The organism is Paenibacillus sp. OSY-SE, from assembly GCF_000283315.1.
GTDB classification, from domain to species: Bacteria; Bacillota; Bacilli; order Paenibacillales; family Paenibacillaceae; genus Paenibacillus_B; species Paenibacillus_B profundus.
Genome location: NZ_ALKF01000117.1, coordinates 1 through 13,559, shown reverse-complemented (window position 1 = coordinate 13,559; position 13,559 = coordinate 1). Strand labels below are relative to the sequence as shown.

Sequence of the window (13,559 nt, the reverse complement as noted above, 5' to 3'; positions counted from 1 at the left end):
GCGGGGCCGAAAGCAAGGCTTCGAGAATACCAGGAAGCCCGAGCATTAAGTTGCTCATATTTTCTTCTAACATATCTTTTATATGGCCCCACAGTTCTGAACCAAGATTGCCATAGTGTTCATCTTCTGCTGCCGAACCGTTATTAACCGGTACAATGATGTACCCTAGCCCTTCTCTTCGTTGACTTCACGTAATCGATCAGTGACTGCACCACCTATGCCACTATCATCTATTCTAATTTCAACTTCATCAACATCAGGATATTCCGTTTTGACATCATTAGCTAACCTTAACACCCAGCCGGTTGTTACCATTGTGTTTTGTTTAAAGTGGTGCTGCTATTTAACAACCTTTCCGCCAATCCTGCCGTATATCGTCGTTTCATCGTCTCCGAATCGAGCAACGTCCACACCGACAAATAGTTTTGTTCCTTTCGGTTCAATTTTAACCTCATCTTTCGCGTACTCAGCTGCTTCCAGTGAAATAAATGTATCAGATTCACCGCGAGGAAATTCACCTAAAACACGGATACGGTAAACATCACTACCTTCTCCATATTTCCGCTTGAGCATTGCAATATTCTCTTTGCTTGTTCTCGGGCTATCCAAGCATGACACTTTATGTGTTTTGTAATCTTCACGATCATTATTGTGAGAATCAAAAAAGACCCTACTAGTTCTAGGTAGGGTTTCCGCACATCAGTAACTTATTGAATGGACCGGACAACGTTCCAAGTATAGCTTCCATGATAGGGTCTGCAACCCCAGAGGCTTCATCAACGATAAACAGCATATAATCTTCGTGGAAGCCCTGCATGTTCTCGGGCTTTGTAGCAGTACGCGCAATAGCGAACCAGCGTTCCTCATACTTCTTCATATAAATTTTTGTTTTGGTCCACTTAAGAATCTTTTTAAGGATCAAGCTTTTGGATTGCCACTTACTTATTTCAGCCCACAGAACATCATGCAATTGCTGCCTCGTTGGTGCTGTACAGACTACTTTAGGGAATGGAAAACACGTAAGGAACCATAATGCAGTTGCCGCCTCTAATCCGGTTTTCCCTACCCCTTGCCCTGAACGAATTGATACACGGGGATTGTGCGCAAGATCATTTAATGTTTTGGCTTGCCATTCATCCGGGTTGAATCCTAAGATTTCTTGACAGAACATAACCGGCTGCTGTCGATAAACAAGTATCTTCTTTTTGAAGGCGGAAAGACGGATATTATTATTCATTTCCTGTGTCGTCATCATCCTCAACCACCACCTTAACCCAATCGTCAATTAATTGGTCATCCGAATCACCTTCACCAGAAGCCTTAGCTTTATCCAGTTCAAGCTTTTCACGCTGCATCTTGAGTTTTTCTTCTTCAACCATACGCTTATGCTTGTCCGGTAGAAGGTCGATATATCTCGACAGCACATCCAACGCTCGGGTTTTGTCATGCAATTTGACGCTAACGCCATCCTTACCCTGTTTCACTTCGCGAGATCCTACCACATTCGTAGACAATGTACCGCCCCCGAAGGAGCGGCTATAGAGAGGAGGAAAAACCATAGGTTATGATTGTTGACCTTGGTTGAAGTTGAACCACCTAATCCTGTTAGTACATAAAATTAGCACCACTATGGGTGCTAATAAATTATTAAAACAAGGTATATTCAGTTACTGTGCACCCTTTTTATAGATATAACCTTCATAAATACCCCGATACTTATTACCTATACTTACGGTCATTGTTCGTTTCAGTGTCCCAGCCCAGTCACCTGAAACGTAAAAATAGGTTTTTGGAACCTCCGACTTCTCATAGTAGATGTCTCCTAGAATATCACTTACCCATTTTTGCGACGCTTGAATTACAGCGTTCCCTTCTTTTGGTTGAGGCGCAGCAAATCCAGTCGCCGGAACCAAAAGACCACCCAACAAAGTTGCTGTTGCACCCAATACTAATAACACTTTTTTCATTCCAAACCCTCCCTAAAATGTAATGTTTGTCCTGCAATACATTGTTGATCAAAAAATATATCTAATCAAGAACAATTTGGAAATATATTTTTCGATCTATTGGAGGAGTTAGACGCAGCACGGTTTCCACCGGAGAAATGGAGAGCTACCAGCGTACCATGCCCGAGTTTGTTCTCCGTGCTGTTTTAGCGTCTTATATAGGTGGCAACCGTACGACAAAAACACCAATCCTGCTCCCTCTCCAATCAACCACGCGCATATTTTATGCGCATTCATCGTTGACACGCGTTATTTATGCGTGTTATAATAGGTTATGAAGGGAGGGAGAAACAATTGGGGAAGCAACGTACCGTCAGGGAAGTCTTACAAGTGCTCAAAGCCGCAGGGTTCTACAAGTCACCCGCTCATGGCAAAGGCACCAGTCACCGCCGGTACATACACCAAGACGACCCAACACGCTACGCCGATGTAAGTTACCATTCCAGCGGCGACGTTTTAGCAAAGGGAACGTTGAAAAGTATTGAGCGAACATCAGGGGTTAAATTCTAACCCTTGATGTCCCCTTGCTCTCTCCCTTCCATGAATATAAGGAGGTTCTCAGATGCCAAATTACATTTATCCTGCTGTTGTTGAAGAGACGCCGACCGGTGTAAGCATGTACTTTCCAGATTTTCCGGGCACCGCTGTAACGGCTCCGTCCGTCGTTTCTGGAATTAAAGATGCCAAGGCCATGCTGATGCATCGTATCGAAGAGATACACGACAACAATGAACCTGTGCCGCAGCCTGCCGAGATTGGCTCTATTCAGTTGGAGGAACCTAGCGACCGGATTATTTATGTTGAGGTGTTCGTGATTCCGCCGGCCGACGATAAAACCGTAACCAAAAACTGCACCATGCCGAAATGGCTGCGCGATGCTGGAGAAGAAGCAAACCTTAACTTCTCCCAATTGCTGCAGCAGTCCGTTCGTGAAGCCTTGGGCATAGAAAAGCGGCCGTGATTAGGCCGCTTACTTTTTTATGATATTGGGTGCATATCCCGCTCTTTCCTTCATCGTGATTCCTTAACGGTATCACTGTGACAGCGCCGTTCCCATGCCTTAAACGACACCATCACACTAATACCATTAATCCCCCGCATCACACAATCGCAATACAGCTAAGGTTGTATTGTCTACAACCATTCAGCATGACCGAGTGCCTACAACGATGATAAGGATACAGTAGACATCACCCGAGCAATTACTGCTCTATGTGTCTACTTTATCCCCATATCACCGACAGAACTCCGTCGTACCCCTACCACTTTACCGTCAGTTTATTAGATGATTCCCCACAACTTAAGGCTATCCGCAATACTCTCAATGCCTTTATCAATTCTTCGTTCAATCGTTCTTTCGCCCATAATGTTACGAAAATGGATTGATGTGTTCTTGTGTCTTCGAGATTTGAAAAAACGGTGTTCGATAATCCTTTTGACTTCCTCGTCCTGTATTAGTTCGAAGGCTAGTGTAATGTTCTCGACTAATTCTTTATCTCTTTGATATATTTGTTTTTGCTGTACGGTAAGTGTTTGTTTATTAGCGAGAGCTGCGACCGACTGCTTCTTTTTAGTGTAATCACTCAGGAGACCTCGTGTTATTTGTTTATCAGTATTATTTACCGACGGGTAGAGTTCCCCTTGCACCCACTTCTCAGCCACCAGCATTCCCCTCATTCCCCTTTGTATGTTTGTGTGTTATATTTGGAATGAGAAAGAAGTCACAAGACACCCCCACGGCCCTGCCACGGATTCCGCGGGGGTCTTTTTGTCGTTAAATCTGCTCAAAATATATTTTTGTTATTTTTTTCTAATTAACCACTTGATATCCCAATGTTTCCCTGTTATGGTGTAGTCGTAACAAATACTTTGGATGGAGGTTGTCTTTATGAAATATCTAAGTAAGGCCTTGCTCTGTTCCATTGCAGCATTCGGACTACTGGCAGGTTCTGTTTCTGCAGAATCCCTTAACCAAAAACCTGTACCTGTTACGACTGACTTCACCGTACTGGATACAATAGTCAATCCAGTCATAAAGCTGAAAGTAGGTTGGTCCACTTGGATTGGTATGTCAGGCTCAAAAGTTGTATTAGTAAGTGGTGAAGGTGTCGTGAGTCTGGATCAGTACGGGAGAGTGGTTGCACTAAAACCCGGGAATGCTACTGTATATAATTATGCTTCTGACGGAAACCTTTATATCAACTATATTCAAGTGACTTATTAAGTCTTGAATGTAACCATTAACGCTTGGACAAATTTGTATAGTTTATGGTAGAGAGCAGATTTTTCTGCTCTCTCTTTTCCTAAAGTTTGATCGTCGCATCACAGATTGCATACCCCGCATCTTCCAAGTTACAATACAGGTCATTAATCCGCTCCTGAATCTGTTGAAGCTCCATCGTCGTACGCCCTACTAAATAGTTTGATATATTCATCCTTTTCCACTTCTTTGACGTCCAGCCCAGGATTATTCAGTTTCAGTTCTGCAATTTGAACCTACTGGTCATCATTAGATTGAAACAAGCCCCCTAATTCCCCAGATGACTCAACAACAAAATATCTAGTATTCATTCCACCGTACCTCCCTGCCTCTGTAGAGTGAGTATGGCGGCTATCGTTCTCTGGCGTGGTGTAGATTGAAGCATCAAGGCAACATTCCGCTGGGTGTACAACTCCTCATACACGTTCCATTCGCCATCCATATCCGCTATGACGATATCGGACAGGCGCTCCGCAACCATGGCGGGCAACCCGGAATGAATCTTCCGTATTGATAAATCGGCGGACGGTACCGCGGCCCAGAAGCGGGACTTCGATACCGGCTCCAGCGCCGTTTGCTTATAAAACTGGTCCAGCTCGGATGGGTCGCCCCTGTACCAGAGCCGGTTCCGCAACACGTTTGTCTGATGACTGAACGGCTCCGTAATCGTAATGATTCGATTCTCCGGCGCCGGGTTAATGCGTAATAGCTTCATGACCATGTTTTTCACCCCCGTCCATATGCCCATATGTCCATACCTCCCCAAAAATTAGTCAATAGGCTCATATGTTTTCTCGAAGATATCCGGCTTGCATGGGTAGAACTCACCGTTTATTCCTTTGATAATCCAATCCCCTAACGTTACCTCCATCCTTCCTTCCAATGTGTCGATATAGAATCGAGGCATTTCAGGCGTCACAGGATTGCATCCAAGCGCTTCGCGAATCATATCCGGAGTTACACCTTTATTAAATTGTATCGCCTCTATCACTACTGGCTTTTTACGATATTTCGACATCAATTTCACGCTCCTAACAGGTACATTGTCTCGGCCACGCCTGTTGTAGCATCCGGCGCGTCATCATGCTTGTTTTCACCCTCACGCTGGTAGGTCGTCATGGCCTTGTAATACTCAGGCCAGCGGTCCCGCCAGTTGACAGGATAGTAAATATGATTCATCACCCATGTGGCGTTGGAAATACTACGAGCCACTTTGTTTTTCGACTGATGGAACCAACTCACATCGGTTCGATTGCTCTTGTGCTCTTCTTCCAGGAGCCGGTCATGACCTTCTCATTCTGGTTCTGGCCAAATACCCACTGTGCGAACATGGACGCCGTCCTGGACTTGCCATGTCGCGGCGGGAGGTTAATGATCTGCACATCATCATCTGACTCGTAGAAGTCCTGAAACTCGTTACATAGGTCATTTAGGTATTGCCGATCGTCCCGGTAGAAGTCCGGCGCCGTAGCCTGGCAGAAATAAAAAAACTCGCGGGATGCGAGTTCGATGCGGGCATGTCGTTTGATTGTCTCCAAGTCAACCATCACGTATCAGCTTCCTGAGCTCATCGGTGGTCAGGTCTTTCATTGGGTTGTTCACGTCCATACTGCCGCTGTGATTGATGTCCTGCTTGTCGCGCCACTTATCCAGACGGCGGTTTTTAAGCCAGAATATTTGTGCTGTGACATCCGGCTGTACTTCCTTGGTCACGCGCTTGGTCTCGACCATTACCGTGATGAGCTTGCCTGTCTCTTCATCAATCCGCTTGTCGGCTTCTCTGGTCACTTCGTCGTACTGATAGCCGATAGCGCGCTTAAACAACGCATTTTCAACCTCAACGTCAGCGACTTCCTTGCCTCTTTTTAAGGCTGCCGATAATGCCGGATACTTCTTCGTATACTCCCTAAAAGTTGAATATGCAACGCCCAATTTCTTGGCTATATCCTCGTCTATTGTCCCGTCACGCGCCCATGCCTCTACAAGCAGGAGCTTGGGTTCAACGTGTGAGTGGTACTTATTTTTCCGTTCTCCTGCCATGCGATCATCTCCTTTCAGAGAAATAAAAAAGCGCAGAGGTACTACTTATCATTATCATAAAAAAGTAACCAACTTGAACTATGGCCTTTAGATTTGAATATATTCCTGTACATAAAAAAAGTGTCTGTATTTTAATTCTTCTTTTATAATCAATCTGTCACTGTCGGTTTTATCCCTACTAGCTGTATATACCATTTTCATCTTCTCATTAACTTGTGTAATATAGCTTATTTCAGCATCCGCAATATGAAAATGTTTCTGTTTATGTTCATATTTAAGTAGCGGTACTAGGATTTTCTCTCCTTTTTCTAACAGAGGAACATTAACATCGACCCTCCCTCCATCCATCCACATCAGTTGAATCCGTTAGAATTAGTCTGAAACCAATTTGTAATTGGATTGCTGTTGCAGGACCTAAGTTTTTAATCTGTGCAAATGTAACCTTAATTTTAGGAGTCGTGCCCATTTTTTCTTGCTGAGTTATTTCTTTGAATAATTTTGAAAAGTCTTTGGTTTCTATTATTTTAATGGCTGAATCTTTCGATAACGGGTAGCCATCATATCTAACAACCTGTTCCTCTAAACTTATAAATGCCCGGTTAGTTTTTTTTGTCTCCCTTATTGACAAGTATAAAGATAGAAATGTAGATGATAAAAAAGTTATTAAGGACGCCCCTATTCCTGAAATTATAGCCAAGATAACACTTTTATCTATTACGTCCATTAAGTCTGCGAAATCAAACACTATCTTCTCCTCCTTCTCGTCATACTTCGACATAAGGAGGGATTTCCATGCAATGGAAAAAGCCGCTGAATAATCAGCGACTCTTTATTTTCAAGCTTTTAATTACATTACAAGGATACTATATGTTTTGATAAGTTTACCGTTATATTCATACGCTCCAACAGTTGCGGTTCCCGTTTTCTTGGCATAAACTTTACCTAGAGAATCAACTGATACAATATCATGACCAGAAATAACAGAAAGCTTAGGCGCCCAACTCAGATACGAACTTTCTCCCACTCTGAGTAAAACAAAAGAACTTGCTGTAGATGCATTATTGATTTGCGGATTGTTGCTACCGACGCGTTCAGCTGCAAAGCCTGTTGTTGGAGCCAAGATACCTGCCAGCAGTATTGCCGTTGCACCTAATACAATTAGTCCTTTTTTCATTGTAATAACCTCCACAATTTGTATATTTTTTTCTACAAGGTCATCGTAATCTATAATTTTACATTTCACAATGGATTTAGGACAACTGTAAGGTTAATGTAAGATTACTACTAAATAAAAGTACCGCTCCCGAAGGAACGACAATAGAAAAAAGGTTATAAATAAATACGAATGGCAGGGTTCGAACCTGCGACCTCTTGCTCCCAAGGCAAGCGTGCTACCAAACTACACCACATCCGTTCATAATACCGGTGCCAGGAATCGAACCCGGGCATGTTGTCCTAACGTGCCGCTCTCCCACTGAGCTATGTCATAAGACAGCCGGAATCGAACCGACGTCCGCCACGCCAACTGCTCTACCACTGAGCTACACCAGTATAAAAGATGTGGCTGGAGTACCGCACGGGACCTGACCGCCAGCTGTGTGGTTACGCCGGGAGAAGCGTAAGCCAGCCACATCTATAATTATTTCACAATATCATATTAACACTGTTGGATTGTCATTGTAATGCCGGATTTTCGGCATGCTTTTGTCGTCATTCAAATCTAATGCCATCTACTCCAAACACCAATACTGACAAGGTTTTAATCGCATCGTTCACATCTCGGTAGACCGTTCGTTTCTCAATTTTGTGACATTTTGCGATATCCTCCGCCTTATATTTTTCATCTGAAATGTACATCATCTCAATGACTTTATAGCGTCTAATCTCTTCTGGCTGCCCAGATTCTTCGCACATGCGCTTATATTCCTTCATCATCCGCTCCATGAAACGAACCATAACTATCGTCCGTTGCTTGCTCCGTTTAATTGCTTCGACCGTAAAATCTTCTGAGTACAGATCTTCTAAGGCTTCAGCATTTTGCAGTAGGGTCAATTCTTGCTTAATATCATCACAGTGCGCTACGAATGATCGATAGTGTTTCAAAAGCAACTTAGTATTGCGAAGCAGCCAATCACGATCAATCTTCTGTTTCTTCTTCTTTTCTTTCTCGATATATTCCAGGGCAACACGTGCCGCAATTTCCGCAACTTCTGCAGTATTCATTCTGTTCCCTCCTGTACTCGCTCTATTCGTGCTTTGACCGCATCCATCAAAGCTTCCTGCCCCGCTGCTTTACCCTCTATCGCCTTCATGACATCCTCGTCCATCGTGCCTTCGGTCACCAGATGATGGATAATAACGCTTCGCTGCTGGCCTTGTCGGTGTAATCTGGCGTTCGCTTGCTGGTAGAGCTCAAGGCTCCATGTGAGGCCGTACCACACGATGATGTTGCCGCCATCCTGTAGATTGAGACCGTGGCCCGCCGAAGCTGGGTGTATGGCCAGAAGCGAGATTTTACCTATATTCCAGTCGGTGATGTCTTTACCGCCATCAGCGCCTTTTCGCAAGATCCGTGTTTGCTTGAAGCGCTTCTGAATCCGTTCCAGGTCATGTTTGTAAGCATAAAATATAAGAACTGGATGGCCGTTTGCGGCTTCGATAACATCCTCCAATGCATCTAGCTTGGCGTCATGAATCTCCTTGACGCCTCGTTCTTCGTCGTATACTGCGCCGTTCGCCATCTGTAGCAGCTTGTTACTCAACACCGCTGCGGTATTTGCTACCACATCCGCATCCAGAAAAGGTAAAAGCAAATCCTTCTCTATTGTTCAAATACTTTTCATCCTCAGGATTGAATCCTACGATTGTAATTAACGATTCTTTTATCCCTTACCCGGATAATTGTGTGAAATTTCATTTGCACATTGCCTTCTTTCCATACATATTCTTGATCAGCTCTGGATGCTCTTGAAGCAATCTTTCCAAAAATCTCATCTTTCCCAGTGGCTGCATGTTCGAGCTCTACATTGAAATTGCTTACAAAAAAATCTGCAATTTTCATTGCAGACTCAATCATTCAAGGATGTCTATATCTGATGAAACTTCCCATGCTTTCATTGTGCCACTTAGTGGTTGGATTGATATCAGATGTCATGCCAATAGAAAGTATAATGGGAATGCTGTTGAAAGCCTAATGACTTATAAAAAGGACTATCGGAAATAACGTATGCTTTTTTAGCTCCTAAGGAGTGAGATCTTTTTAAAGCTTCTAAAACCACCGCTTTACCAAGCCCCTTTTGCCGATACTCCGGAATTGTGCATACTGGTTCAACATAAGCATAATCCGTTTTCTGACAATACCATAAACCACAGTATGCAACATATTCCCCGTCTTCATTTTCTGCAACAATATGTAGGAATGGATTCAAATTCGTCGCAGACAACATTACTTGTTGTTTGTTCATAGTAGTTTCGTCAACAGGCGCTTGTCCTTCATGGTCAAATGCCTTCCATAGCATATTATGATGCTTATATAAATCCTTTTTCACATCAAGATTTTTTATTGTTATGCCTTCAGAAATTTTGTAATCAAGGCTAACATTATCTAGCGTGAGCTCTAATATGTTTTCAGCCTGTTCATTCTTCACGAAATTCCTGCTGCGTAATAATTCTAGAGTGTGAGTATCTGTATCATTCACCGCAATCCCAAGGCCATTTTCATTACTGAAAGTAGCAATGGCATATTCTAATAATTCTTTTTCTAATTCTTCAAAGCCTTGTTTATTTACAAAAAATGCTTCACCGAAATAGTGGTCATAGGTTGCCATACCTACTAACTCATCATTACTAAACCACAGGCCAATTTTATTCATTATGTCCCTATCAAAGTCAGGGTGAAAAAACATCCACTCCCATCTTGCCCAATTCCAATTTATATGTCTGCGGTCATCTTGTGATATATCAATCAAAAAATCACAAACTTTATCATAACAAGATTTATCGAATTTTCTAAAAGCAGTTTTCATTTAATCCCCCATCCCAAAAGCTTATGTAGTCCTCAAACTCACTCACCATCTTCATCTTTCATGCAATACACTGCATAGAAGATCTTATCTATTATTTTTTTGTTATTATCATAGAGCGCATAGGGATAAAGAAACGGCTTATCGCACTCTTCATTTTCCTTCGCAATATCCTTCTTCAAGGAGAAATTCAACCGACCCAGAAGAGTCAGCTTCGCAGGCGATCGAAGGTGACATATTAAACAACGGCTATGGTTATTTAAAAACACACTACTTTCCGATGGCCATATTATCAAGCCCCGAAAAAATCCTCAAAGAAAAATTGCAGCAGTTCCAAGATAACCATGTGAAAGGCTTAATTATTGATCTGCGCGACAATAAAGGCGGTTATGACCAACTAGTCGCTAACATAGCTGGATATTTCGTGAAGGAAGAACGATTTTACGAGGTTACAAGTTACTATAATAAATTTACGAAGAAATTTGAGATTTACCATAACGAAACTCGTAAGATCATCCCGACAAAACCTTCGTATGACGGAAAAATAGCTATTTTAATCAACAGCCAAACGATAAGCTCCGGGGAAGGACTGCCTCTCGTTTTATATGTTAGTTTTTGAATGATAATCCTTCTTCTTGCAAAGCAGCCCTAAGTTTAGGTAAAGATGCTGGTCCCATACCGTGAAATTGCAAGATCTCTTTTTCACTATATGTTGAGAGCTTTTCCAGAGAGGTTATTCCATTGTGTTCCAATGCTCGTCTAGCTGGTGCCGAGAGAAGTGAAAGAAATCCTGTGTCGGGTTTGCGTTCTTGCTCGCAGATCGGGCAGGTTGGGCAATCGCTACTTTTAAAGTATTGGTGTCCTTTGTTGCAAGTTCTTAAATTTTTGCTTGAAGCTCCCATTTTCAATTGTCATCCTTCCTTAAGAATTAGTTCGTATGTACGGTGGTCTAGGTTACGCTACGACTAACGTTGTTGAATTCACGAACTCTCACTGGCTTAATGCGCTTGTGCCGGGTTCGACGGACTTAACCAGTACAGAGATGTCTGCTGGATCCTACTACTTATACAGTTATTGTTCGTTTCTCATTCTCTATAAATTCATCCTTGGTTAAACCAAAAAGGATTAGGTCAAGATACTGCCCCTTTGTGTATATTACCTTACGTCGAACTCCTTCTTGGATACAGCCAAGCTTCCTCATCATGGTTGCAGATGCTTCGTTTCCTTCGAGTACATAATCATTGAATTTATTAAGACGCCGCTCGTAAAAGGCGTATCTTAATAACATTCTTACAGCTCTTGTACCGTAACCTTTACCTCGATGATCCTGATCAATTTGTATACCTATACTGAATGTACCATTCTTTTCATCAATGCTATTTAAATTTATTCCTCCTACGTTTTCACCTTTTACATTTTCAATAGTAAACATAATTCGTCCGGTGCCTGATGAAAAATCTGAAAATGTCTCAACGAATTTCTTTGCTTCTGCAATCGTCGGTGGCAGTTCAACCGCACATTCTAATAAACGACGAGCCGTCGAATCAAATCGATTATAATAATATCCCTCCCAATCTTCGGGCTGGGTTGCACGCAATCTAATCTCTTCGTCTTGCCAAAAATAATTGGTATAGTTTATTTCTTTCATTTCTATTCCCCCAAAGAGTAATTTACGAGATTTGAAAAGTGGCTTCACCACTTAGCCTCGCAGGGTTGTCTGCTGATCCGCTTCTCCGAAAAACCTCATGCAGACCAAGGGACCGTCAGGTCTCGCGGCGTGAATACGTTGTTAGACGATGACTGTGCCATCCCTGAAAACGCCATAAAGAATAAGTCTATAAAGTCTTCTCAAAAATGTATAGGTCATCTTCTTCTCTAACTTTGGTGAACCCGCACTTTGTATAGAAATGATGATTCTTAACACTCCAGCTAGGAGTATCAAGCCACCATTTAGTGCTATCCGGAAAGCTTATTTCGATTTCTTTCATTACTTTCATACCGATTCCTTGATTCTGAAAGTTTGGATCAATAAAAATTCTTCCTAGATTATGTACTTGATTGCTTTCTATAAATATCAAAGCCCCCCCTATTATTTCTCCATTAAAGAGTACCTTGAAATATTTACAATTTTGCATCATCTCTTCTTGCCAACTTATGGAATCATATCCTAGTGGACCACCGATTTCGTTATTATTGAAATGTTTTGATTCTTCATCAAAGCTGGCCTTTTGTATTTCGGCAAGTTTTTGTGCATCATTTTTTATTGCTCGTTCTAGTATCAGCATTTGATACACCTCCATTAATGTGATTTATATTAAATTATCTTTTTTGTTTTTGATTATTTTATCTTGCACAGGTTTCGTCTAACGTTCTTGCATTCACGAACCCTCACCGACTTAAGGGCCAATGGCCCGGGCGCGACCGCTCTTAGTCGGTACAGGGGTGTCCGCTGAATTCACTTCCCCGAAATGCCTCTGCGGACCGAGGAACCGTCAGGGTCCGATGCATGAATGTTTTGTTATCTGTAGTTACCGGCATCTCGAATTCACCTACATTTATCTTTATAATTTCAAGCAATAAAGAACTTCGTCGTCTACGATTTTACCTGTATTTTCAAATCCAAATTCTCCATATAGTTTTTTTGCAGAATGGTTTTCTGGATCAAACGATAAATATATTTCTGAACATTCCTTGTTCTTACTCATCTCTTTAATGATTAGACTTAGTGCCTTTCTACCGAAACCTTGACGTTGAAATTTATAGTCAATCATAATACGGCATAATTCAAAACACTTATCCTCCTCTGAATATCCATACATTGTAAATCCAACCATTGAATCTTCACTATAAATTGCTTTTGTTATCCATCCTTTTTCTATCTTTGATTGTGCAATCGAAACTGCATTTGAAGCTACAAATTTCTCTACAAGGTAATGATTTTTATCAGGATCAGTCGTTAAAAATATACATTCTAGCCAGTTAGTTTCGTCTATGTCCTTTAATAAAACTTCCACGAGATCGCCTTCTTTCTAATGTTCTATCGGTAATTGCAGATAACGTTGTTGTATCTACGAACCCGAGAGGCTTAAGGGAGCATCACGACTGGGTCCGACGGACTTAGCCTCGCAGGGTTGTTCACTGAATCCTTCTCCACTGATTACCTCATCTTGCGAACCAAGGGCCGAACGGCCCGAAGCGTAGATATGGTGTTATCGGATGGCGATGTCTTCT

Annotated in this window: 21 protein-coding genes, 1 tRNA gene and 2 pseudogenes; 4 read left to right on the top strand and 20 right to left on the bottom strand. The window is 42.2% G+C overall.

What is annotated here, in order from left to right; genetic code table 11:
• The 3 genes and pseudogenes from A372_RS32885 to A372_RS0101330 form a co-directional block, all read right to left on the bottom strand.
• A pseudogene (locus A372_RS32885) lies at positions 1–1,252 on the bottom strand (phage terminase large subunit); the annotation flags it as partial.
• Positions 1,230–1,514: a terminase small subunit gene (locus A372_RS0101335; protein ID WP_237728464.1), complete on the bottom strand. Its 285-nt coding sequence runs from the start codon at positions 1,512–1,514 to the stop codon at positions 1,230–1,232. The gene A372_RS0101335 and the pseudogene A372_RS32885, both read right to left, overlap by 23 nt.
• Positions 1,515–1,667: 153 nt before the next feature.
• On the bottom strand, positions 1,668–1,967 hold the full coding sequence (locus tag A372_RS0101330; protein WP_019419047.1) for a hypothetical protein: 300 nt from the start codon (positions 1,965–1,967) through the stop codon (positions 1,668–1,670).
• A gap of 294 nt (positions 1,968–2,261) precedes the next feature.
• Here A372_RS0101330 and A372_RS0101325 point away from each other — a divergent pair, with 294 nt between their 5' ends.
• Together A372_RS0101325 and A372_RS0101320 are read left to right on the top strand one after the other, a co-directional pair.
• On the top strand, positions 2,262–2,516 hold the full coding sequence (locus tag A372_RS0101325; RefSeq protein WP_237728463.1) for a type II toxin-antitoxin system HicA family toxin: 255 nt from the start codon (positions 2,262–2,264) through the stop codon (positions 2,514–2,516).
• Between the two features lie 52 nt (positions 2,517–2,568).
• A complete protein-coding gene (locus A372_RS0101320; protein ID WP_019419045.1) occupies positions 2,569–2,967 on the top strand; it encodes a type II toxin-antitoxin system HicB family antitoxin in 399 nt (132 codons plus the stop codon).
• 320 nt (positions 2,968–3,287) lie between these two features.
• On the opposite strand, the gene A372_RS0101315 is transcribed toward A372_RS0101320, so the two are convergent.
• Positions 3,288–3,674 carry a hypothetical protein gene (locus A372_RS0101315; protein WP_019419044.1) on the bottom strand — a complete coding sequence of 129 codons (387 nt, stop codon included), beginning with the start codon at positions 3,672–3,674 and terminating at the stop codon, positions 3,288–3,290.
• 220 nt (positions 3,675–3,894) lie between these two features.
• Here A372_RS0101315 and A372_RS0101310 point away from each other — a divergent pair, with 220 nt between their 5' ends.
• Positions 3,895–4,230 carry a hypothetical protein gene (locus A372_RS0101310; RefSeq protein WP_019419043.1) on the top strand — a complete coding sequence of 112 codons (336 nt, stop codon included), beginning with the start codon at positions 3,895–3,897 and terminating at the stop codon, positions 4,228–4,230.
• A 79-nt stretch (positions 4,231–4,309) separates the two neighbouring features.
• On the opposite strand, the gene A372_RS38965 is transcribed toward A372_RS0101310, so the two are convergent.
• The 12 genes and pseudogenes from A372_RS38965 to A372_RS0101240 form a co-directional block, all read right to left on the bottom strand.
• Positions 4,310–4,441 carry a hypothetical protein gene (locus A372_RS38965; protein WP_019419042.1) on the bottom strand — a complete coding sequence of 44 codons (132 nt, stop codon included), beginning with the start codon at positions 4,439–4,441 and terminating at the stop codon, positions 4,310–4,312.
• 132 nt (positions 4,442–4,573) lie between these two features.
• Positions 4,574–5,014 carry a hypothetical protein gene (locus A372_RS0101300; RefSeq protein WP_019419041.1) on the bottom strand — a complete coding sequence of 147 codons (441 nt, stop codon included), beginning with the start codon at positions 5,012–5,014 and terminating at the stop codon, positions 4,574–4,576.
• A gap of 21 nt (positions 5,015–5,035) precedes the next feature.
• On the bottom strand, positions 5,036–5,284 hold the full coding sequence (locus tag A372_RS0101295) for a hypothetical protein (protein WP_019419040.1): 249 nt from the start codon (positions 5,282–5,284) through the stop codon (positions 5,036–5,038).
• Positions 5,285–5,289: 5 nt separating this feature from the next.
• Complete coding sequence (gene terL / locus A372_RS38275; RefSeq protein WP_237728465.1) at positions 5,290–5,478, bottom strand: phage terminase large subunit; 189 nt, start codon at positions 5,476–5,478, stop codon at positions 5,290–5,292.
• Positions 5,479–5,504: 26 nt separating this feature from the next.
• Positions 5,505–5,816 (bottom strand): hypothetical protein, encoded by a 312-nt coding sequence (locus tag A372_RS38270; RefSeq protein ID WP_237728462.1) that lies wholly within the window; start codon positions 5,814–5,816, stop codon positions 5,505–5,507.
• A complete protein-coding gene (locus A372_RS0101280; protein WP_019419039.1) occupies positions 5,806–6,306 on the bottom strand; it encodes a hypothetical protein in 501 nt (166 codons plus the stop codon). Before A372_RS0101280 ends, A372_RS38270 begins: the two co-directional genes overlap by 11 nt.
• Positions 6,307–6,628: 322 nt before the next feature.
• Positions 6,629–7,084: a hypothetical protein gene (locus tag A372_RS0101270; RefSeq protein ID WP_019419037.1), complete on the bottom strand. Its 456-nt coding sequence runs from the start codon at positions 7,082–7,084 to the stop codon at positions 6,629–6,631.
• A 69-nt stretch (positions 7,085–7,153) separates the two neighbouring features.
• On the bottom strand, positions 7,154–7,480 hold the full coding sequence (locus A372_RS0101265; RefSeq protein ID WP_019419036.1) for a hypothetical protein: 327 nt from the start codon (positions 7,478–7,480) through the stop codon (positions 7,154–7,156).
• A gap of 166 nt (positions 7,481–7,646) precedes the next feature.
• Positions 7,647–7,720 (bottom strand) — tRNA-Pro (locus A372_RS0101260).
• Positions 7,721–8,016: 296 nt separating this feature from the next.
• Positions 8,017–8,529 carry a hypothetical protein gene (locus tag A372_RS0101255; protein ID WP_019419035.1) on the bottom strand — a complete coding sequence of 171 codons (513 nt, stop codon included), beginning with the start codon at positions 8,527–8,529 and terminating at the stop codon, positions 8,017–8,019.
• Positions 8,526–9,131: pseudogene (locus tag A372_RS32875) on the bottom strand (helicase-related protein); the annotation flags it as partial. The pseudogene A372_RS32875 and the gene A372_RS0101255, both read right to left, overlap by 4 nt.
• Before the next feature lie 318 nt (positions 9,132–9,449).
• Positions 9,450–10,331, bottom strand: coding sequence for a GNAT family N-acetyltransferase (locus tag A372_RS0101240; RefSeq protein ID WP_019419032.1), 882 nt, complete (start codon positions 10,329–10,331; stop codon positions 9,450–9,452).
• Positions 10,332–10,341: 10 nt separating this feature from the next.
• Between A372_RS0101240 and A372_RS39405 the strand changes: the two genes are divergently transcribed.
• The gene (locus A372_RS39405) at positions 10,342–10,947 is read left to right on the top strand and encodes a S41 family peptidase (RefSeq protein ID WP_443146823.1); all 606 of its coding nucleotides are present in this window, start codon (positions 10,342–10,344) and stop codon (positions 10,945–10,947) included.
• Here A372_RS39405 and A372_RS35825 read toward each other — a convergent pair.
• From A372_RS35825 to A372_RS32865, 4 genes are all read right to left on the bottom strand, one after another.
• Positions 10,937–11,230 carry an RNA polymerase alpha subunit C-terminal domain-containing protein gene (locus A372_RS35825; protein ID WP_083858698.1) on the bottom strand — a complete coding sequence of 98 codons (294 nt, stop codon included), beginning with the start codon at positions 11,228–11,230 and terminating at the stop codon, positions 10,937–10,939. The two genes, A372_RS39405 and A372_RS35825, sit on opposite strands and share 11 nt — an antisense overlap.
• Positions 11,231–11,391: 161 nt before the next feature.
• A complete protein-coding gene (locus A372_RS0101225; protein ID WP_019419029.1) occupies positions 11,392–11,976 on the bottom strand; it encodes a GNAT family N-acetyltransferase in 585 nt (194 codons plus the stop codon).
• 187 nt (positions 11,977–12,163) lie between these two features.
• Complete coding sequence (locus tag A372_RS0101220) at positions 12,164–12,613, bottom strand: GNAT family N-acetyltransferase (RefSeq protein ID WP_019419028.1); 450 nt, start codon at positions 12,611–12,613, stop codon at positions 12,164–12,166.
• 276 nt (positions 12,614–12,889) lie between these two features.
• Complete coding sequence (locus A372_RS32865; protein WP_019419027.1) at positions 12,890–13,342, bottom strand: GNAT family N-acetyltransferase; 453 nt, start codon at positions 13,340–13,342, stop codon at positions 12,890–12,892.
• Between the last annotated feature and the right edge of the window lie 217 nt (positions 13,343–13,559).